The following is a 20,432-nucleotide window of genomic DNA, read 5'->3' on the forward strand; positions in this document are numbered from 1 at the left end:
CTAGGGCTCCAAACGAAATCCAACTTTAGGCACCGTGACTAAAACTGGGTGTTCAAAGGGTTTATCTAATTGAGTTCTTAGTTGATAAATATGACTGCGCAGCACATCATTGTTTGGCTCGTTCTCATGCCAAAGTTGATATGCGATTTCTTCTCTTGTTAACACTTCAGGGGCTTTTTTTAACAGTAGCTCTAAAATTGTATAGGTCGTAGGATTGAGCGCTAATAGTCGATTTTGCCTGTAGGCTTGGCGTGTCTTTTGGTCAATATATACCTCACCAAAACAGAGTTTTTGGCTTGAAAATTCTGCATTACTTCGGCGTATGAGTGCTTGCATACGCGCTTCTAGAATATCCAAATCGAATGGCTTGGTGAGGTAATCATCTGCACCGTGTTCAAATCCTTGTAAAATATCTTCTCGCCCATCTAAGGCTGTGAGCATTAATATGGGGGTGGTGTTACCGGATTCTCTCAGTTTATTGCAAATTAATAATCCACTCATGCGCGGTAGCATTAAGTCTAAAAGAATAATATCAAAGGTATGCTCGCTAGCGAGTTTTAAGCCTAACTCTCCGTTGTCTGCATAATCAATCTCCATACCGAGCGACTCAAAATAGTCAAACAATATGCCTGCAATTTCACGATTATCTTCAACGATTAGTAACCTTTTCAAGCGAACCCTCCTGCAATAAACCATTTATATTATGCACAATTGATGTGAAAAAAATGTCGACGACAACTCTTTCACTATGTTCCGTGTAGGCTAATTCTGCCTTTTAACGATACGGATACATACGTATGTCTTTTTCCAATACAACGATAAATATAAGCGCTTTAAATGAACACCGAGATATTGGACCCACTTTATCAGTTGTCGTTCCTTTTTATAACGAGTCTGAAGTACTCGCAGAATTTCATCAACGACTCAGTTGGGTGCTTTCTCAAATCAGTGGAACAACAGAAATTATCTACGTTGATGATGGGAGTGTTGATGGCAGTCAGGAGATTGTCAAAAGTTTTAGTGCGATTAACTGCACGATTAAGTGTATAGCGCTCAGTCGTAATTTTGGTAAAGAGAACGCAATGAGCGCGGGCCTTAAGCATGCACTAGGTCAGGCCGTCGTGATAATTGATGCCGATTTACAAGACCCACCAGAGCTTATCCCAAAAATGGTGTGCAAATGGCGCATGGGCTTTGATGTGGTCACTATGAAACGAACAAGCCGTGCTGGGGAGTCTTGGTTTAAGCGATTTTCTGCGGGGTGTTTTTATACATTGTTAAACAAGATGACCTCATTGAATGTGCCCGAAAATGTGGGAGATTTTCGACTAATGAGTGCAAAAGTCGTGAAGCACATTAATGATTTGCCCGAGCGTACTCGCTATATGAAAGGGATTTTTGCATGGCCAGGGTTCAAACAAACAACGATTGAGTTTGAGCGCGATGCTCGTTACCTAGGGCAAACAAAGTGGAATTACTTAAAACTGGTTGGTCTGGCTATGGACGGTATAACGTCATTTTCTATTCGACCTCTCAGAATAGCGACCATACTAGGTGCGATGGTTGCAAGCTCAGCTTTTATTTATGGCTTATTTATAATCACAAAAACAATGGTTTATGGAGAAGCTGTGACTGGTTATCCATCAACGATGGTCGTCCAGCTGGCACTTGGCGGTATCCAGCTATTGTCCATCGGTTTATTGGGCGAATACATTGGAAGAATTTTTGTTGAAGTCAAACAAAGGCCGCTTTACCTCATCGCAGACATACACGAGTGCAAGCAATCTGAAATTAAGCATGAAAATTTGGCATCAATAAGAGAGAACGTTTAGATGACCGTTAAACAAATTCACCTTTGGTTACTGTTGGCTTTCGCTCTGTTGCTTCGATTGATCTCTTTGGCGACTTATCCATTAATGGACACCACAGAGGCACGGTATGGTGAAATGGCGAGGTTAATGGTTGAAACTGGCAATTGGCTGACCCCCCAATTTGATTATGGCATCCCATTTTGGGGTAAGCCGCCACTATTTACTTGGATGAGCGCAACCGGAATCGAATTATTCGGACTTAATGAATTTGCCGTGCGTGTTCCCCACTGGTTGGCGGGTGTGTTAACCATTTGTTTGATTGGGCTACTTGCCAGAAAAACCAATAATAACGCTGTCGTTGCCGCAATTGTGGTTGCGACCTGCGGAATTTTTACGATTGCATCTGGTGCAGTAATGACAGATATGGCGCTGACGCTCGCATTGACAATGGCCATGGTTGGGTTCTATTTGTGCTGGTTGCAAAAAGATGAGCGCGCTCAAATTTGGGGATATGTGGGCTTTTTCGGCTTAGCATGTGGATTGTTAGCGAAGGGGCCTGTCGCCTTGGTGATAATGGCAATTGCGGTTGTACCTTGGTTGATACTGCAACATGGGTTTGTTGGGGCGTTCAAACAATTGTGGTATCGATTTCCGATTTTACCCGGTTGTGTGCTTATGCTTACTGTCGCGATGCCTTGGTATGTCTTGGCTGAGCTAGCAACCCCTGGTTTTATTGATTACTTTATTGTCGGGGAGCACTTTAATCGTTTTGTGGTTAGCGGCTGGGAGGGAGATCTATACGGTAATGCGCATGATAGACCTCGAGGTACAATCTGGTTATTTTGGTTGCAATCGGCCTTACCTTGGTCACTGGTGCTCCCAGTATTGATCTGGAAAAAGCGAAGTAAAAAAACAGATATTGAAGGAGATAATACCGGTCTATTTAGTTTTTTAATTTGCTGGCTATTGTCACCGCTTTTGTTGTTTACCTTGTCAGGAAACATTTTGCCAGCCTACGTTTTACCTGGGGTGCCTGCAATTGGTGTATTAATAGCGATGTTAGTTACGCAAAAAGACTTTAAATGGCTATGGGGAGCCTCTGCTATCATTCCGGTGATATTAATGATTGCTTTGTTGGTGCTCAACATGGGCAAAGCAGACAGTCGAAGCGACAGGGTGATTTTTCAAAAAGTTACATCTCAACTACCTATATTTTATATTGGCAAACGCCCGTTCTCTGGCCAGTTTTATAGTCAAGGACAAGCTAAATTGCTAAAAGATGTCAAAGTACTTTCTGCATTGAGTCAGTATCATCTCATTGGTCAACCTGAGCAGGTGAAAGCGTTCGTCGTACAGAATTCGCTAAGTTGTGAGGTGGATCATCAGTCGCCATCGGGCCGAGCACTGTTCACTTGTACTGCCACACCGAGTAAGTAACATGAGACAGGTGCTAAAATTTGCCCTCGTAGGCACAACTGGGTTTGCTGTAGATGTATCGATATTTACAGTTCTAACCCTCGGGTTGTCGTTACCAATAGAATGGGCGAGGGTGCTTGCTTTTTTGGTGGCGGCGTTGGTTACGTGGTTTGGAAATCGACATTTTACTTTTGGTAGTGCCAAGACCAATTATTTTGCATCTGAATGTCGACGGAGTTTAATCGTGTCCTGTATTACAGGGCTTATTAATATAACCATATTTAAAGGGATGACACTTTACTCGGCGGAGCATCTATTTGTTTACGTCGCTTTTATTTGTGGTGTGTTGGCTGGCATGATTTTTAACTATCTATTGAGTGCGTGGTGGGTGTTTAACCTAAAATCAGCGTAATGCGGATTACATAAGTGGAACAGACACAGGTAGGTAAATGTGAGAAATAAAAATGCTGCCACGAAGGACAGCATTTTGGTCTCTATAAAAGAAAGGAACTGTTTAGAAGTAAGCTCTAATTCCAAGCTTTAAGTTACGCCCAGGGAGAGGCGCCTGATCTTTGATGAACGAGCTATGTACAAAGCCAAGTTCATCCGTCAGGTTTTCTAGATTCATGTAGCCAACCATGTCGATACCTTGTAAATCAAAGTCATAGCTTAGGCTGGCGTCGACCAATGTGTAGCCTTTTGTAACTGTCTCATAAGACGTGATCTTATCTTGCTCAAGATAACGTGTAATCGTCATGTCAGCTTTAAACGGACCATTTTCGTACGCGTAGTTAATCCCAAGTTTGTTGCTTGGAATACGCGGTAGGTTTTGGCCATTGTCTAATTTAGCGCGTAAATGATCACCAAATACTTTTACGCGATTCACGTCGTTAATTTGATAATGCACATCAAACTCTAAACCAAATAACTTTGCATCTTGGCTAACATATTGATAAACATCACGTGCACCTTCATGCTCGTGGTCAGCCACTTCTAGACCATGCTCAGACGTAAAGAAGTAATTTGTCTTTTCCTGATAGTAGAAGTTTGAAATATCATTGTGGAAGACGTTAACAGTGTAACCAAAATCACCGATGAAACGGCGGTAGCTAATGTCTAAATTAGTCGATGTTTCTTTTTCAAGGTCAGTCGGCTCAAAATGGATCTCTGTGCCTTCAATTTCGTAACCAAGACCTAACTCATACGTGCTGGTTGCGATGTGTAGGCCATTAGACAATAGTTCTGCGGTTAATGGCGCACGCTCTGAACGAGATAGGCTAATCGCCACGTTCTCACCCGGTGCGTAATTATAAACGCCACCGATTGACGCGCTGATATTGGTCATTTCTAGCGTGTAGTCTGAGATTTGTGTGGTCTTGACCATGTCTTCATCATGACCGTGGTCATGATCATGATCGTCATGGCCATGTTCGTCGTGATCGTCATCGTGACCGGTGTGTGTTTCTGTAATACGACTTGAAAGTTCGAAGTCTTCAACGCGAGCACCAAGCTCTAGTGTAAAGTCACCAAACTCTTTCTCTTCTAAGATATAGAAAGCATGTGTTGTTGTCGTAGTTGCAGGGGTGAAGGCTTCAGCACCTTGCGCTTCATAATCACTATCGGAGTAGTGGTAACCGAAGATGCCGTGCCAGCCACCGATACGGTGTTCAAAGTTAGTACGAAGTTCCGTTGTCTTGTTCTTGAATACTGTGCCAACTGCACCACCTTCAATTTCAGCGTGCTCATAATCAGTGTAACCAGCACGTACTTGAACAGACTCTAACCAGTTATTGTGTAGCGCATAGTTGAATAGTGCTTGCCATCTGTCTTGTTTAACACGTGCGAATACATTGTGGTTTTCATCCGCGTGATCGTGTGCATCATCTTCACCATGATCTTCGTCGTGGCCATGGTCGTGTTCGTCGTCGTGTCCATGCTCGTCATGATCATGTCCGTGATCGTGGCTATGTGCCGGGATCCCGTAGTCAGACTCAATGCGGCCGAATGAAATACCTGCTGTAATATGGTCAGATACGTAACTTGTGCCGATGTTAAAGACTTCAGAATCGATGTAAGTGTTATCTACTTTTTCAGCGTATTCTGCAGCATGCTCTTCTTCACCTGCATGCTCTTCACCTTCGTGTTCATGATCATGGTCGTCGTCATGGCCATGCTCATCTTCGTGGTGTTCGTCATGGTCTCCAGGTAGTTTAAAGCTGGGTGTTTCGTAGTCATCACCTTGACGCTTCACACCGTCAAAGTGGAAATTAAAGCCTTCATGACCTGTTTCAAACAACACGGCATACGTGTTTGTGTTTGAGTTAGTATCGTGGCTATAGTTAACAGCACCTTGCGGCCCTTCGATAACGTCAGTCGGGATACGGTTATCAACCACGTTTACGACACCACCGATTGCGCCAGCGCCATACAGCAGGGTTGCTGGGCCGCGAAGGATTTCGATTTGTTCCGCGCCAAGAGCATCGTTTGTTGTTGCATGGTCAGGACCAACGCGAGACGCATCGCTGCTGTCTAGACCGTTTTGTGTGATCTTAACGCGAGGGCCATCCAAACCACGGATAATCGGGCTGGAAGATACTGGGCCGAAGTAGCTCGCATTGATACCAGGCAAACCTTTCAGTGTTTCACCAAGTGTTGGCTTTGCTGAATTTTTAAGTGTATCACCACTTACAACGGTCACTGGTGATGCCATTTCCATGTTGCTTTTGTGTAATGCTGATGCGTACACAACAATACTCTCAACAGAACTTGGCGTAAGGGTAACGGTGACAAAAGGAGAGTCAGGTTTAACGTCTAAGCGCTGATCAATAAAGTTATTTTTTGAAACATGTAACTGTGAAGCTGCGTCAACTTCGATTGTAAAGTTGCCTTCAGCATCCGTTTTAATTGTTTGTGATTTGCCGTGCAGGTGAACATTTGCATTGCTAAGAGGTAGGTTGTTGCTATCAACAACTTGTCCTTTTAACTCGCCAGCATATGCCGACGTTGACAGCATTACTGCGCTGACACTCAGTGAGATCAAAGATTGTTTAAACATGTTATTACTTATTGATTGTGTTAGTGATTGTGAACTTGTAATAATATAACACTTCATTTTTTTAAAAACAATGATGTTATACTATAACTTTATATTTGAATTATATGTGTCTGTTCCTATATTTTAACTAAAGTGTGTTAAGCAGAGTAAAGTATGACAGGACCATTTGTATTCAAAGTTAGGCTGACAATTGCTGATCTGTTTCATCAGGCAAATCACCTCGAAACGTTTACTACAGCATTACAAAAGGCGGAAACTCTTGAGCACTTTGTTTTAAAGCTCATTGGTTATTGCGCTTTGTCATACAGTGATAAAGTGCGCTGGTTAAGCAGCCGTGAGAAGTTTAGCCCTGACGTATGGCACGAAGATGACAGCGGATTAATTGAAAATGCGCTGTTTGTTGGTCCTGCTGAATTAAATGACATTCAAAAGTATGCAAAACTCTACAATAAGACCATTCTATTCATTGTACATGATGATGGTTGGTTTAATGCGTTAGAGCCGCATCTCATTGCATTACCAAACATTCGGATATTTTCAGTTAAGCAAATTTGGGTTGATGAGTTAGTAGCAGCATTAACACGTAGCTTGCATTGGGATGTGGTAATAGAAGAGGGTGCTATCGCAATAAGCAATGGCACCGATTATTTTCAAACAGAAGTACAAAAATTACGTTAGCTTAATCACAATATCGGTTATCGGCTTTGAGCAGCACAATAATACTTCACCATCTCGTACAAATGCCAAAGGCTCTTGATTGTAAACTGTTTCGCCTTTGACTAACTTAGCTCGGCATGCGCCACAATACCCTTCGCGGCATTGGTAAGGTACATCAACATTATTTTGTTCTAAAGTGCAGAGAAGTGAAGGTGACTGAGCCGCAAATTGCAGCGGCTCATCGTGGTCTTCAATCGTAATCGTCGGTTGTGGCCTTTCTTCCATTACAGGTCGAAATCACCAAAATCTGATGCGCTTACTTCTGAATCGATTTGACCAACTAAGTATGAACTGATCTCTGCTTCTTGCGGTGCGACCTGAACATTGTCTGACACTAACCAAGCATTGATCCAAGGTATAGGATTGCTTTTGTTTTCAAACTGAGCTGGTAACCCTACTGCCGTCATACGTACGTTTGTGATGTATTCTACATATTGACACAAAATATCTTTGTTAAGCCCAATCATTGAACCATCTTTAAATAGGTATTCAGCCCATTCTTTTTCTTGCTGTGCTGCTTCAACGAACATTTGAATTGCTTCTTGCTCACATTGGGCTGCGACAATTGACATCTCAGGATCGTCTTTACCTTCTTGCATGATATTTAAAATATGTTGAGTACCAGAAAGGTGAAGCGCTTCATCACGTGCAATTAGCTTGATAATTTTTGCATTACCTTCCATCAACTCGCGTTCAGCAAATGCAAATGAGCACGCAAAGCTCACATAAAAACGGATCGCTTCAAGAATGTTTACCGACATAATGCAAAGGTAAAGTAACTTTTTAAGCTCAAACAAGTTTATGTGTACTGTTTCGCCATTAATGGTGTGTTTGCCTTCACCGTACATGTTATAAATAGCGACTTTTTCGATTAACTCGTCGTAATACTTTGTTACCGAGTCGGCGCGCTCACTGATTTTTTCGTTTTCAACAATATCATCGAAAATTAGTTCAGGTTGCTTCGTCACATTACGAATGATGTGCGTGTACGAACGACTGTGGATAGTCTCACTGAATGCCCAAGTCTCAATCCATGTTTCTAACTCAGGAATTGAAACGATAGGTAGTAAAGCAACATTGGGTGAGCGACCTTGCACACTGTCCAGCAGTGTTTGGTATTTTAGGTTGCTTAAAAATATGTGCTTTTCATGTTCAGGTAAAGCCTGAAAATCTAGCCTGTCTTTACTTACATCGACTTCTTCAGGACGCCAAAAAAAAGATAATTGCTTTTCAATTAGCTTCTCAAAAATTGGGTATTTCTGCTGATCATAGCGAGATACATTAACAGATTGGCCAAAAAACATTGGCTCTTTTAGTTGATCATTATGTTTTCTGTTAAACGTAGAATACGACATAAATAATACTCGATACCAAAAATGTAGCGGGGTCAAAAGACCTAACCGCTGTAATGTTTACAATTTATCATGATCACAAAGTGATGACTCAGCGTTTTGCTATGCCGCTGATGGCGCACACAACAGTTCACCTTTTCACTTTGTGTCATCAAACCCAGAGCGTGTGTTTCAGTATACGAATGTATCACAGAATTCGATTCTACACCGCAAATAAATTTTTCAGATTTAGGCGATTACCGTCTTGACAAATCTTCATAAATAGCAATATCCACGTACTCTACTGATTTCAACAACTGTAAATATAACTAATAAATACAACGATTTATGTGTTGTTGAACTTGTTTTTTCGACTATTTAGTTAAGCTTGTGTTTTTACCAATCATCGGAGGATGTTTCATGCTTTTGAACGTTGCGATGTGGTTAAATACAGCATAGCTAAATTTTTCTATCAATCGACTCGCAGTTTAAAAAAATAGATACTTTTGTGTCGATTTAGATCCATTCTTTGGTAAGTCTTAGGAAATGTAACCATAAACATTGTGAGAATATACACAGGTAGTAAAACTTAACTCAATATGAGAACTGGCCCAACATCAGTAGGCTATCAATCGCCATTTTTTGGCCGCACAGTGTTTAAGTGGCATGTGTTCAATTCCATGTAGAAAAACAAATTGGCTGTGTAAGAATACTCTTATAGGGCGAACCAAAATAAGGCGAACCAAGTTGGCAAAGTGCCAGTTGTCATCTGCTTATTGTGCGCAATGAGTAAGGTTCGGCGAATGAGAGTGTCATCGTGCGATATTAAATGTGCCAATTGAAAATGCATTAACGAGTTTGAATCAGGTGTGGGCATCAAACACAATGCTGTGGTTTGCCGAAGCATGTATCAACTTTGAAACATAAATTGGGTATATTAACTCAAGCACGACAATCACAGGGTCCTAAAACGGACTCAACCTAATCTCAACATGAAAGAACAATCAATATGAGTGTAGAAACTGAGATCCAGCAAATTAATGAACAATTGCAACCCTATGCCTTAGAGTACGCGAAAGTGATTCCAACCGCGGTGGAACCTGAACATATATGGAGTAGTAAGTTTGCAGGCAAACCGTATTGGCCAATGGGAGAAACATATCCATGTAACTCTAGTGGAGCGCCATTGGTTTTATTGGCTCAAATAAACTTTGAAGAAGTACCTGCATTGGAGGGGTATCCGACAACGGGCATACTTCAGTTTTTTGTAGAAGATGACGATGAATTGTATGGTATGGATTTTGACGCGTCAGTAGATGAAACGCTTAGCAAGCCAGATGGTTATCGTGTTGTTTTCCACAAAGAGGTCATTAAAGATGAGACGATGCTTGAGCAGTGTTTGCCTAGCGCAGCTGTAGACTCTGATTTTCCCATAGCAAATGAATATTCATTGCAATTTGAGCTGGATAAAGAGCAACCTTCACCTACGGACTATCGATTTGAGAAAATATGTGGAGATGTGTTCGAAATGGACGAGGCTGTGGGAGAGTATTTATACGACAATTTTGAAAGCATGGGCTCAAAGGTAGGCGGCTATGCACACTTTACCCAAGAAGACCCCAGAGGGTATGAAAAACCAGATGAGCACTGGATACTATTGTTTCAATTGGACAGTGAAAACGATGAAGGCGTAGAAATTATGTGGGGTGACTGTGGTGTTGCAAACTTTTTTATTGAGCCAGAAGCCCTGAAGAAAGGGGACTTTTCTCGAGTCTGGTATAATTGGGATTGCAGCTAACCTTGCATAAACAGGTTAAGCCTGAATGGATAGGCTTAACCTGTTAGCGTGTAAAGGTTTAATTACCCCCGCCAGTAACAGACTGAACCGTTACTTCAATCGAGATGTTTTCGTTATTATGGGTGTAACGCATCATTTTTACAGATTGTAGGTCCGTATTTAAAAATATGCGAACCGACGGACCGTCGTCGTCACTACCATAATTGACTTGCACTCTAGGTTCTTCGGTAATGTTTTTACGGTCAAATATTGCTACTATGTCACTGGGTGTGTAGCTGATGCCAGAATCAAAGTCGACTGTGCCATCTTGTCCGATGATCACTGTCCCTCTACTATGGCCGTCTCCTGACACAACATACGTACCTGCAAGTGCAGTCAATGCCGCTAAATTAGGAATATCGTCTTCGCTAGCCTGCACAACAAATTGCCCCAATAAACCACCGCCAATAGCAAACAAGTTAATTTCATGGAGTTTGTCATTTAAAACCGCGACTGAATAGTTAAACCCATTTGCTTGATCGCTATAAACATATTCATCACCTTCTTTGTCAAAGCTATCTAAGGTAATTTCGTCTCCATTGGATGTATCTGGGTCAACGTCAATGAACAGTTTACCTGAGCTAGAAAAAGTAAACTGTACTTTTTGTCCATCTGTGTATGCAGAGCCACTCTCACTTAATTTAAATGTAAGGGTGAAAACTTTACTACTGAGCGCGTCTGGCAACATATCATCGGAAGAGTCGTCGTCAGAAGCATCGCTGTCTTTGTAGCCTGGGGTCCACGTGTAGGTGAGATCTGCTGTCACAGTAACACCTGATGTTGAAAATGCATACTTTACGCTCACCACGACCTTTTCACTGTTTGCGCTGACGAGACTAAATTCGAGGTTCGTCACGGTGATGCCTTGCGATTCAACCTGGGTTTTGATTTGCTGCTCAATGGCGTTGATATCTTCGGGGTTTGGTGCAGGGATGTTGTTGACCGTGATGGCAGGAAGCTCAGTTGTAATGCCTGCTGTGGTTGTGGTTCCTGTAATTGTGAGCGTTGACGTTGTGTCATCATTACCTTGATCGTCATCATTATCTTCATCGTCAGGTAAAAAGCCGTCGGGAATAAAGTCAAAGTTAAGATCGTCAAGATTTAACCCATTTAGAATGTCTTCTAGCCCTTCTAAAGTCTTTTTAATTTCATCAAGTAAAAAGGTACTACTAATATTACTTGCCAAGTCAGACACCCCGAAACTGTTCGCATAGTTGGTAATCTGAGTAGATAGGTCACTAATAAATGAATCAGCATTATAAATTGGGTTTTGAAATGCTTTATCGCCTACCTTGCCATCGAGCTGGTTATCTAAGAAATCTGCTTTCAGGCTATTGAGTATGGCCAAAGCTGGATTATCTTGAGTGGATCCCAGATTTGCTAATGCGGCCAGTGTCACCGCATAGATACCACCTTGGTCGTTATTGACTGACCCCGCTGCGTTTTCGGAGATGAGCTGTGGGGCTTGCAAGATGCTTTGTAAAGCAGGCGCCAGCGCTTTTCGAATCTGTTCATTGACTGCGTTAACAGAGCTCGCATCGGTTACATTCGCCGAGACAATTGAGTTTGCAGCGATCTCTGTGAGCGTGGTGACGCCAATTTGGCTTTGTAAGGTTGATAAGACTGCACGGAGTTTAGTGTCAGCAGGAAGCGGTAAGAATGTCCCTTTAGCTTCGTCAAAATACTCGGATTCGCTCGTTGGCATCACTTCTATCACAAAGGGGCCTGTTGTACCGGCAGGTATAGTCACAGTTGCACTGCCTGTTTCACCAGTGCTTCCGGTGGCTCCAGACACAAGTTGATTATTATTTAGCGTAAGTACTTGGATGTCTGCATTTTTAATCAACCCCAGAGATGGAGTGACGGTAATTTGGGTATTTTGCTCTAAGGGGGCTGGGTCATCATCGTCACTGTTTAAACATCCAGACAGTGACAATAGTGATAATCCCAACACAAGAAATTGCAATGGTTTAATGATGTTCATAGCACTTGCCTACAAGGTTAACTTAATCTGTATTGCTATTACATCCAAACAACGAGTCCAATCCTTGTAATTTCTTTGATAATACTATTTTCAATAGCATAATGCTGGCATTTGATACTTATCGCATAGTTCTTCCGGCTAAGTTGAAAATGCAGGAGCAAATAGCATCATTGAATGTAGACTAAATTCGAGGGATTTGTATGTATACGGCGCTAAAATTACGATTTCTGGTTAATAATTTTAATGATGCAAACTCGATACTGACGTTTGCATCCGATGTGTTCACAGTGTGTCAATGCGATCGACAATGACATCTCTATTTTTAAATTTACATTTATTGTTTGATAAAACAAGACTATCAATATACCTGCCGGACAAAACTTTGGTGGAGTCTGCGGCCTTTTTGTCTTTCATAAACAAAATAAAGTTTGAGGTTGCGCTTAACTGCCCTTGATCAGAGAGATAAACGTGAGCAGAAGTAAGTAGGTGTATCGATTTACTTTTTACCCTTGCTGACTCAAACCTAGTTGCAAGCTCTTTTTGGCCGTTTAGCTCAATACCCAGTTTTTCAACGGTAAAAGTCGCGTCCTCGGTGAATAGGTCCACATATTGAGAGGTGGTACCTTTGTCTCTTATCTGAGTATATTGATAGAGTGTATCTTCACATAGCTTTTTGGTGTTTTCATTGACTGCCGTTGTGGCACTACAGCCCGACAATAACACCAGCGGAAGCATTAGATATTTCATTGCAGATCCTTATTTTGTTACATGCTTCCAAACGAGCTTTATTTTTGCGTATGTTTACTCTTTTTTTTGCCTAAAACAAACCGGGAAGCGAGCGCGTACACAATGTACACCAAAATCAAAGAGTTTCCGAGCACCAAGATATCCTTGTCTTCAGTAGACAACCACAACATTGCTAGCGCGGCGATGGCGATAGTTAGGTGAGTGACTAAGGGGTTTGTTTTGCTCTTTTTGCGCATTATAGACCTACTATAGATATGGAACGTGCATTATAAAACGGATTACAGCCTTAAACCAGAACAACACACACAATGGCAAGAAAAGGGGCGGTATAATGGTATATTCAATGCACATAAAATTAAGATTGAATACAAGGCTAACTTAAAAATAGTATGCATAACATTGACCTAGAATAATCCAATAAATAAGAGCCAACGCTAAAATTTATGCAAATTGCAGGGAATTATTTTTAACTGTTATGGTTAAAGCAAAATTAAATACGTTACGAAAATTATTTCGGTTAGATTTGAAAAGGTTAATACTGGTTTTGGCGACATTTGGTGTGGTGTTTACATCGCTCAATACGCTCATTACGAGTTATCATGTTCACCGTAGCGCGTTCATAAAAGATACATTACACTCGAACCAGGTATATGCGTCCAAACTGGCACAAGTGACAGAGTTGTTTTTACAATCGGTGAATAGCCAGCTTCATGTCAGTGCGTACCATATATCGACACGGTTTAATGATTTAGCAGAGGTCCAAAAAGAACTAGAACGGTTAATCAGTCAAACGAACAGTTTTGACTCTCTGGTTGTCGTCGATACTCAAGGGCAGATTATTGCGGTCAAACCGGATCTTGATGTATTGGGAAAATCAATTTCTAAATCACAATTAGAAGCAGTAAAAAACCATCAGCCGAAAGTACTCGACCCTTTTGTGTCACCTGCAGGTAACTTAATGATTAGCCCAACATACCCGATTGTATCTGAAAACGGTGAGTACATGGGGTTTGTTGCTGGTGGGATATATTTACAAGGTAACACAATACTAAATCGACTATTGGGTAGGCATCATTATGAAGATGGCTCCTATTTATATGTGGTCGATGGGCAGGCTAGATTACTGTATCACATAGATACCGATAGAGTGGGTGACGTGGTGTCGGGTAACAAAGTCATCGCACAAGTGCTGCAAGGCGAAACGGGCGCTTCCGAGTTGATAAATAGTGCAGGTGTTTCAATGATAGCTGGTTTCGCTCCGATACCTATGACAGGTTGGGGGGTCGTTAGTCAAAGACCAATGTCTTCGATCTTAGACGAATTAGGCACCACTCATAGGAGTGTTATTTATTCAAGTATCCCTGCAACCATTTTTATTCTCGGGTTGATTTTGATAGCGGGTATTCAAATTGCTAAACCACTAACACGCCTTGCAAAACAGTTGGCTACTTTTGATCACGAACATGCAGATACAAATGGTGTTCGCGCTTGGTATTATGAAGCCGCAAATCTAAAACGTACTTTAGTGCGCAGTAACCGCTCGATACAAAAGGTCATAAAATCTCTTGATAATGATCGCAAAACCGACAAATTAACATCTTTACATAACCGTTTTTCACTTGAATTTTGGTTAAAAAATGCGATTCATTCCAATTTGAGTATGTCGGTTTTAGCCATTGATATTGATCATTTTAAGTGTATTAACGATTTGCACGGTCATATGACTGGTGACAAAGTACTAAAAGAAATAGCAAATGTGATGAGGCACAACGCCCGTTCTGACGATTTTATTTGTCGCGCTGGTGGCGAGGAGTTTTTAGCGTTTATGCCTAAATTAACGTTACACGAAGCTCTTGACGCTGCGGAGCGACTTCGGAAAAAAGTCGCAGCGCATACAATGCCAGAAGGTATAAAAGTAACCGTGTCCATTGGTGTATCCGACTGGTCTAGCGGTAATGCGTCTATTGAGCAGGCAATTGCGCTTGCGGATAAAGCTTTATATAGAGCGAAACACACAGGTCGCAATAAAAGTTGTCACATTGCATCGGTTTAATCTTATTTTTAGGGCCATAAACCGCAAATCATTTACATTCTTTTAGCTTAGGCAATGATCTTTGTCTTAAATGTGGGTAATATGCGCGCCAAACTACATAACTATTATTTGGAGCAGTAAATGGGACAACAGTTGAAAGTGCCACACACGCTCGTGCTGTTACTCGGCATGATGGTGGTTGCACTACTTGCTACTTGGGTAGTACCACAAGGATTTTTTGAGACCAGTGTTACAGAGAGCGGCCGTAAGATGGTTGTTGCTGGAACGTATCAGTTAGTAGAACAAAAAGAATACCTTACTCCTTGGGATTTACTTACAGCCATTCCAAAGGCATTTGCCCAAGCACAAGATGTTATTTTCTTTGTACTAATTGTGGGTGGTGTATTAAGTATTGCCCGTGCAACTGGTACGGTTGATGCACTGATCGGTCGCTTGTTAGAAAAGCACGGCACAAAACCACAGCGTCTTATTTTTATGGTGGTGTTTAGTTTTGCTCTGGCATCCAGCACTATCGGCACGGCGGGGGAGTACATACCATTTGTGTTGATTCTGGTTGCATTGTGTAAAGCGATGAAACTTGATGCCATGACTGCGGTTGGTATGATTGTTGCCGGTTATGGCATTGGTTACGGTGTGTCAGCATTCAACCCATTCACTGTTTTGATCGCACAGCAAATTGCGGATATCCCTGTTTATTCAGGCATTGAGCTCCGTTTAGCTATTTTTATCCCATTTGTACTAATTGGTTTTCATCATGTTTGGAGCTATGCGAAGCGCGTATCTCAAGATCCAAGTAAATCAATGATGATAGGGGTACCTTGCCCGTTAGAAGGTCAAGCAAAGCCTAGTTATCCAAAATTGAATAAACGCCATCAAACGATTTTATTTAGTTTCATTGTGACGCTCTGTATTGCAGTCTGGGGCATCGCGACTAAAGGTTGGTACCTTTATGAACTAGGTGGTTTGTTCGTTGCCTGGGGCGTTGTAATTGCAATATTAGGAAAGCTATCTGCTGATGAAACCGCTGAGCGTTTTATTGAGGGTGTTTCTGAGCTTGTTACCACCGCAGTTCTGATAGGTGTTGCTAGAGGTATAGCCCTTATCCTAGAGGATGGCCAGATACTACATACGCTTGTCTATGGTATGTCGTCTCCGCTATCGCATGTTGCGGCAGAGATCTCAGCAGTCGGCATGCTTGTAATTCAAACTTTCTTGAATACTTTTATTCCGTCTGGTTCAGGGCAAGCATATGTGACGATGCCACTCATGGTTCCGGTAGGTGATTTGGTGGGAGTGCCACGTCAAGTTGCTGTGCTTGCGTATCAATTTGGAGATGGCTTCTCGAATATGATCATCCCGACTAACGCAGTACTGATGGGTATTCTGGGCATGGCTGGTGTTCCTTATACACACTGGTTCCGTTTCTGTTTACCGTTAATAGGTAAATTATTGCTCGCTGCGTCTATTGTTTTAGTCCTTGCAGTAAGCTTCGGTTATGGGCTAGATGTGCAGCCTATTATTGAGTAAATTGCAAATTTATGTCATTTTGAAAGCCGTCTAAAAGACGGCTTTTTTATATGCTTTTCCCTCATATACACTCATTTTTATCTTTATTATTGATGTAAAATACTAAATAAAATATTGATTTATAAGAAACAGCTGTGTTGGTCAGTTGTCTATATATTTGTTATTACTTATTGATATTTTATTGATCTACCTTCATATTTATATTCGGCAATAAAACTAATATTGCTATTTGTATTATTTCCCGTTCATAGTAATAACTATAATTATTAAAAGATTGTTAAACGATGAAGCTATCATTCAGTACTTTTTATAATTTACCAAGTAGCGAAGCTCGTTACGAATTGGCGCTGAACTTGATATACGAAAAGTTTCAGCCAGCTCATTGTTTAATAGGCAAGTTTATCGATTCAGATACACGAGTGAAAACGGTGGCTTATGCAGTAGACGGGGTGAAGTCAAACTACATCATTTATGATTTAGAAGGCACACCGTGTAAAGATGCGAAAGATAGCCAAAGTGTGTGTTCCATCAGTTGCAATCTACAACAGATGTATGCTGAGGACGAAATTTTAAAGATATTCGATATTGATGGCTACCTAGGTGTAACGTTAAGAGCCTTAGACCATAAACCAATCGGTATCATGGTCTGCCTGTTCGATGAGCAAATTGAGATTTCGAGCGACGATAAACATTGGTTTAGAGAGTTGAGCCTGTTGGTTGGTGCAGAGCTTAACCATAACCTTGAGCTTGCAGCACAAGAAATCTTGGTTAAACAATTGGCTAAGGGCGAGCGTATTGCGAGGCTCAGCTCTTGGTCATGGAATATCAGCAGAAATAAGCATATTTTTAGCCAAGAAATGAGAACCCTCATTAATTATCCGTGTGATGAACCGCTGAGCTTTGAGCGGTTTTGCGATTGTCTGATTGGAAAAGACCAAAAAACCTTACGCGTAGTAATGCAAAAATTGCGTAATGGGCAAATTGACCAAGTGGATATTAATGTCTCTCATCAGGATAGAAATCAGTTTAAAGGCCTGTTTCGAGTCATTGGACGCGTAGAACGTTCTGAAGAACAAGAAGATGAACGGGTGTTCAGTGCAACGATCCAAGATATCACCTATATCTACTCACTCAATCGACAACTTGAACTCACTAACGTTGTATTCGAACACGCTACTGAAGCGATCATGATCACCGACCATGAAAACCGAGTGGTTATGGTTAACCGTGCTTTTGAACGACTTACTGGGTATTCGGATACCGAGTTGTTAGGTCGAAATCCGTCCGTGTTATCGTCTGGACAACATGATGCTGAGTTTTATCAGAAAATGTGGGCAACTTTGTCTTCGCAAAATACCTGGAAGGGTGAGATATACAATCGCAGGAAAAATGGTCAAATATTTCCTGAAGAACTGACTTTGAATATCGTGAGAGATGACCAAGGTGATGTACTCAACCATGTCGCCATTTTTAGAGATATCACAGAATGGAAGCGGAATGAGGCTCAACTTACTTTTTACGCGAATCATGAACCGCTCACCGCATTACTGAATCGCCGTTATTTTATGGATGTGGTCGAGCAAAAGATCTCAGCGAGCCGAAGCTGTTCTCATCCCTGCTCTTTGTTATTTATCGGACTTGATCATTTTAAAGAGGTGAATGATATTTATGGTCCAGAAATGGGTGACAAGGTGCTTGTTTCAGTTGCTAAGCGGCTGAAGAATGGGCTAAGAAAGCAAGACACAATCTCTCGCTATGGTGGCGATGAATTCGCTATTTTGCTTGACAAAACCAATGAAGATAGCGCTTTACTGATTGCAAATAAACTAAGTGATAAATTAAAGCAACCCTATGTATTTAATGAATTAACAATAGAGTTGAGTGCCAGTACTGGTGTTGCACAGTTAGATTATAAGCACCGCGTGACGGCTGCTAAGTTTATTAGAAATGCAGCACATGCACTCGAAAGCGCCAAGAAAAACAATCGCGGTAATGTGGCTTTACACAATCAGGAGATTCAAAATGCGCATTTAAATAAAATTGCGCTGAGAGACAAACTGCGAGCAGCGATCAAGCACAAGCTACTGAACGTATATTATCAGCCAATCATTGAACAAAATAGTGGGCGTATTGTTAAGTTTGAGGCCTTGGTCCGTTGGTTTGATGAAGAACAGGGTATGATCTCACCGGGGGCATTTATCCCAATTGCGGAAGAGTTTGGTTTTATTCACCAAATAGGCCAGTTTGTGCTTGAAAGAGCCTGCTTGGACCTTCGACATATACATGACCTAGGGTATAAGGATGTGAGTGTTTCCGTAAATCGCTCCGTTAATGAGTTCAAGGTGAGTAACAATCAGTTTGATTTAATTTCTAAAGCGATAGAGCTGGCAGGCGTGCCTTACGAAAGTTTGACAGTGGAAGTCACAGAATCGATGGCGACGAACCGATACACATGGGACCTACTTAAAGACCTACGTGACAAAGGTGTCGAGATTGCGCTAGATGATTTTTGTACGGGTTACTCATCGTTGAGCCATATCATTGACAATCAAGTCGACTATCTGAAAATTGACAAGTCCTTTGTTGATAGCCTGATGCAGGACAAAAACAAACAAATCATGATTTCTTGTTTGGTTAGTATGGCACAGCAGCTTGGTATCAAGGTGATTGCAGAAGGCGTAGAGTCACAAGTACAGTTACAGATGCTCGCTGAGTTGGGGTGTGATCATATTCAGGGTTACTACTACAGTCCAGCAAGGCCGTTAAACGCGTGTATCACTTTACTGGAAGAGTTTAACGCGCCAGAAAGGGATAACGCGATTTTAGCTGAAATTAAGCAACGCTTTTAAAATCTAATAAACACAAAAGTCGCTAGAGATGGTGGTTTTTGTGTTTATGGCCTCCCCAATAATAGAGATCACCCTCGAAAACAAAAGCATAAAGATTATTTGGGCACTATCAAGAAGATAACACTTCATGTATCCAACGAATCTCCATTCAATGCTCATTCTTTCAAAGGAAAGTTATCGCTTAATGCCTTATTAAAGCTAAAAACTCTGTCTAAAGTAGGGAGGTTGTTGACATTCTCCTGTACAATGCCGCTGCGCTTATAGAAAATAGCGTCCTTAAAATAAAGAACAAACTTTCAAAACCTAATACCACGAACTGGATGAGGCGATGCCGGCTTTTCGCCATGGCAATTCTCCACGGTGCGTTGTTGTGGGTCATGAAGTACATCTACGGAGTTTCAATGAAGAACATTTTTATACTCGCATTACTACTATTATCGGTAAATTGTTTTGCGCTAGAAAGAAGGGATTATACGGAAATATCAATACAAGATATCATTGCAGATACTCAGGCTCAGCCCGAAGGCGCTGCGGACAATCATATGACCCTAGTATGGTGGGTTCCATTTGAGTACTGGGCATCGATTATGTCACGAGATCCTAACCTAACAGAACAAATGAAAAAGCAAATGTTAGACGTCCTAAAAGACTATTTGGTTGTTGGTATTGTGCAAGCAGACGTGTCTGCGATGGGGGTATTTAACTATTATTCTCAAAGTTATGTAGAGAAAAACCTGAAGGTTAATTACAAAACTCCCAATTCGAAAGGTCTAAATTTAACCCCTTCAAACAAAGTGTCAGAAGAAATGACCATGCTAATGACTCAAGTGAAGCCTATATTACAAGGTGCAATGGGAAATATGGGGTTAAACTTCCACTTTTTTATCTTCGATGACAGTGACAATAAAGGCGCCCGTGTGGTTGACCCTCATCAAGAAGGTAACTTTGTGATGAGTCTGAAAAATAAAGCAGGTGTCGAGTTAACCGCCGATTTTAAAACGCCACTCAACTCACTCTTTGTACCAAGAGTTTGTCCAAATGGTGAAGAAGCGCATGTTTCGTGGAAATACTGCCCTTGGTCAGGAAAAAAACTCTAAGTTCGCAG

Annotated in this window: 16 protein-coding genes; 9 read left to right on the forward strand and 7 right to left on the reverse strand. The window is 41.5% G+C overall.

Annotated features, from left to right (window positions below):
- Complete coding sequence (locus L1286_RS14695) at positions 1-672, reverse strand: response regulator transcription factor (protein WP_235407813.1); 672 nt, start codon at positions 670-672, stop codon at positions 1-3.
- Positions 673-797: 125 nt separating this feature from the next.
- On the opposite strand from L1286_RS14695, the gene L1286_RS14700 reads away from it, so the two are divergent.
- From L1286_RS14700 to L1286_RS14710, 3 genes are read left to right on the forward strand one after another with little or no spacing between them, the layout of a single operon-like run.
- Positions 798-1,832 carry a glycosyltransferase family 2 protein gene (locus L1286_RS14700; RefSeq protein WP_268832421.1) on the forward strand — a complete coding sequence of 345 codons (1,035 nt, stop codon included), beginning with the start codon at positions 798-800 and terminating at the stop codon, positions 1,830-1,832.
- The gene (locus L1286_RS14705; protein WP_235407814.1) at positions 1,833-3,248 is read left to right on the forward strand and encodes an ArnT family glycosyltransferase; all 1,416 of its coding nucleotides are present in this window, start codon (positions 1,833-1,835) and stop codon (positions 3,246-3,248) included.
- 1 nt (position 3,249) lies between these two features.
- Positions 3,250-3,639: a GtrA family protein gene (locus L1286_RS14710; protein ID WP_235407815.1), complete on the forward strand. Its 390-nt coding sequence runs from the start codon at positions 3,250-3,252 to the stop codon at positions 3,637-3,639.
- Positions 3,640-3,741: 102 nt separating this feature from the next.
- On the opposite strand, the gene L1286_RS14715 is transcribed toward L1286_RS14710, so the two are convergent.
- Entirely contained in the window at positions 3,742-6,282 is a 2,541-nt protein-coding gene (locus L1286_RS14715; RefSeq protein WP_235407816.1) for a TonB-dependent receptor, read from the reverse strand.
- Between the two features lie 153 nt (positions 6,283-6,435).
- On the opposite strand from L1286_RS14715, the gene L1286_RS14720 reads away from it, so the two are divergent.
- A complete protein-coding gene (locus L1286_RS14720) occupies positions 6,436-6,960 on the forward strand; it encodes a YaeQ family protein (RefSeq protein WP_235407817.1) in 525 nt (174 codons plus the stop codon).
- On the opposite strand, the gene yfaE is transcribed toward L1286_RS14720, so the two are convergent.
- Together yfaE and nrdB are read right to left on the reverse strand one after the other, a co-directional pair.
- Positions 6,952-7,224: a class I ribonucleotide reductase maintenance protein YfaE gene (gene yfaE / locus L1286_RS14725; RefSeq protein WP_235407818.1), complete on the reverse strand. Its 273-nt coding sequence runs from the start codon at positions 7,222-7,224 to the stop codon at positions 6,952-6,954. The genes L1286_RS14720 and yfaE overlap by 9 nt on opposite strands.
- A complete protein-coding gene (gene nrdB / locus L1286_RS14730) occupies positions 7,224-8,354 on the reverse strand; it encodes a class Ia ribonucleoside-diphosphate reductase subunit beta (RefSeq protein ID WP_235407819.1) in 1,131 nt (376 codons plus the stop codon). The genes yfaE and nrdB overlap by 1 nt, the downstream gene beginning before the upstream one ends.
- A gap of 985 nt (positions 8,355-9,339) precedes the next feature.
- On the opposite strand from nrdB, the gene L1286_RS14735 reads away from it, so the two are divergent.
- On the forward strand, positions 9,340-10,128 hold the full coding sequence (locus tag L1286_RS14735) for a YwqG family protein (RefSeq protein WP_235407820.1): 789 nt from the start codon (positions 9,340-9,342) through the stop codon (positions 10,126-10,128).
- Positions 10,129-10,186: 58 nt separating this feature from the next.
- Here L1286_RS14735 and L1286_RS14740 read toward each other — a convergent pair whose 3' ends face one another.
- The 3 genes from L1286_RS14740 to L1286_RS14750 form a co-directional block, all read right to left on the reverse strand.
- Complete coding sequence (locus tag L1286_RS14740) at positions 10,187-12,151, reverse strand: hypothetical protein (RefSeq protein WP_235407821.1); 1,965 nt, start codon at positions 12,149-12,151, stop codon at positions 10,187-10,189.
- 282 nt (positions 12,152-12,433) lie between these two features.
- Positions 12,434-12,898 carry a nuclear transport factor 2 family protein gene (locus L1286_RS14745; RefSeq protein ID WP_235407822.1) on the reverse strand — a complete coding sequence of 155 codons (465 nt, stop codon included), beginning with the start codon at positions 12,896-12,898 and terminating at the stop codon, positions 12,434-12,436.
- A 38-nt stretch (positions 12,899-12,936) separates the two neighbouring features.
- Positions 12,937-13,134 (reverse strand): hypothetical protein, encoded by a 198-nt coding sequence (locus L1286_RS14750; RefSeq protein WP_235407823.1) that lies wholly within the window; start codon positions 13,132-13,134, stop codon positions 12,937-12,939.
- 287 nt (positions 13,135-13,421) lie between these two features.
- Here L1286_RS14750 and L1286_RS14755 point away from each other — a divergent pair, with 287 nt between their 5' ends.
- The 4 genes from L1286_RS14755 to L1286_RS14770 all read left to right on the forward strand — a co-directional run bounded on the left by L1286_RS14755 (position 13,422) and on the right by L1286_RS14770 (position 20,424).
- Positions 13,422-14,951 (forward strand): sensor domain-containing diguanylate cyclase, encoded by a 1,530-nt coding sequence (locus L1286_RS14755; protein WP_235407824.1) that lies wholly within the window; start codon positions 13,422-13,424, stop codon positions 14,949-14,951.
- Between the two features lie 120 nt (positions 14,952-15,071).
- Entirely contained in the window at positions 15,072-16,478 is a 1,407-nt protein-coding gene (locus tag L1286_RS14760; RefSeq protein WP_235407825.1) for a YfcC family protein, read from the forward strand.
- Positions 16,479-16,762: 284 nt separating this feature from the next.
- Positions 16,763-19,327, forward strand: a complete 2,565-nt coding sequence (locus L1286_RS14765; RefSeq protein ID WP_235407826.1) for a putative bifunctional diguanylate cyclase/phosphodiesterase — start codon at positions 16,763-16,765, stop codon at positions 19,325-19,327.
- A 401-nt stretch (positions 19,328-19,728) separates the two neighbouring features.
- Positions 19,729-20,424 (forward strand): hypothetical protein, encoded by a 696-nt coding sequence (locus tag L1286_RS14770; protein WP_235407827.1) that lies wholly within the window; start codon positions 19,729-19,731, stop codon positions 20,422-20,424.
- Positions 20,425-20,432: the final 8 nt, after the last annotated feature.

Source organism: Pseudoalteromonas sp. SMS1, from assembly GCF_021530565.1.
Classification (GTDB): Bacteria; Pseudomonadota; Gammaproteobacteria; order Enterobacterales; family Alteromonadaceae; genus Pseudoalteromonas.

Excerpts from the sequence above, each read along its gene's own strand:
- L1286_RS14700 (WP_268832421.1), top strand. The coding sequence starts at position 798 with ATGTCTTTTTCCAATACAACGATAAATATAAGCGCTTTAAATGAACAC.
- L1286_RS14705 (WP_235407814.1), top strand. The coding sequence starts at position 1,833 with ATGACCGTTAAACAAATTCACCTTTGGTTACTGTTGGCTTTCGCTCTG.
- L1286_RS14710 (WP_235407815.1), top strand. The coding sequence starts at position 3,250 with ATGAGACAGGTGCTAAAATTTGCCCTCGTAGGCACAACTGGGTTTGCT.
- L1286_RS14715 (WP_235407816.1), bottom strand. The coding sequence starts at position 6,282 with ATGTTTAAACAATCTTTGATCTCACTGAGTGTCAGCGCAGTAATGCTG.
- L1286_RS14720 (WP_235407817.1), top strand. The coding sequence starts at position 6,436 with ATGACAGGACCATTTGTATTCAAAGTTAGGCTGACAATTGCTGATCTG.
- yfaE (WP_235407818.1), bottom strand. The coding sequence starts at position 7,224 with ATGGAAGAAAGGCCACAACCGACGATTACGATTGAAGACCACGATGAG.
- nrdB (WP_235407819.1), bottom strand. The coding sequence starts at position 8,354 with ATGTCGTATTCTACGTTTAACAGAAAACATAATGATCAACTAAAAGAG.
- L1286_RS14735 (WP_235407820.1), top strand. The coding sequence starts at position 9,340 with ATGAGTGTAGAAACTGAGATCCAGCAAATTAATGAACAATTGCAACCC.
- L1286_RS14740 (WP_235407821.1), bottom strand. The coding sequence starts at position 12,151 with ATGAACATCATTAAACCATTGCAATTTCTTGTGTTGGGATTATCACTA.
- L1286_RS14745 (WP_235407822.1), bottom strand. The coding sequence starts at position 12,898 with ATGAAATATCTAATGCTTCCGCTGGTGTTATTGTCGGGCTGTAGTGCC.
- L1286_RS14750 (WP_235407823.1), bottom strand. The coding sequence starts at position 13,134 with ATGCGCAAAAAGAGCAAAACAAACCCCTTAGTCACTCACCTAACTATC.
- L1286_RS14760 (WP_235407825.1), top strand. The coding sequence starts at position 15,072 with ATGGGACAACAGTTGAAAGTGCCACACACGCTCGTGCTGTTACTCGGC.
- L1286_RS14765 (WP_235407826.1), top strand. The coding sequence starts at position 16,763 with ATGAAGCTATCATTCAGTACTTTTTATAATTTACCAAGTAGCGAAGCT.
- L1286_RS14770 (WP_235407827.1), top strand. The coding sequence starts at position 19,729 with ATGAAGAACATTTTTATACTCGCATTACTACTATTATCGGTAAATTGT.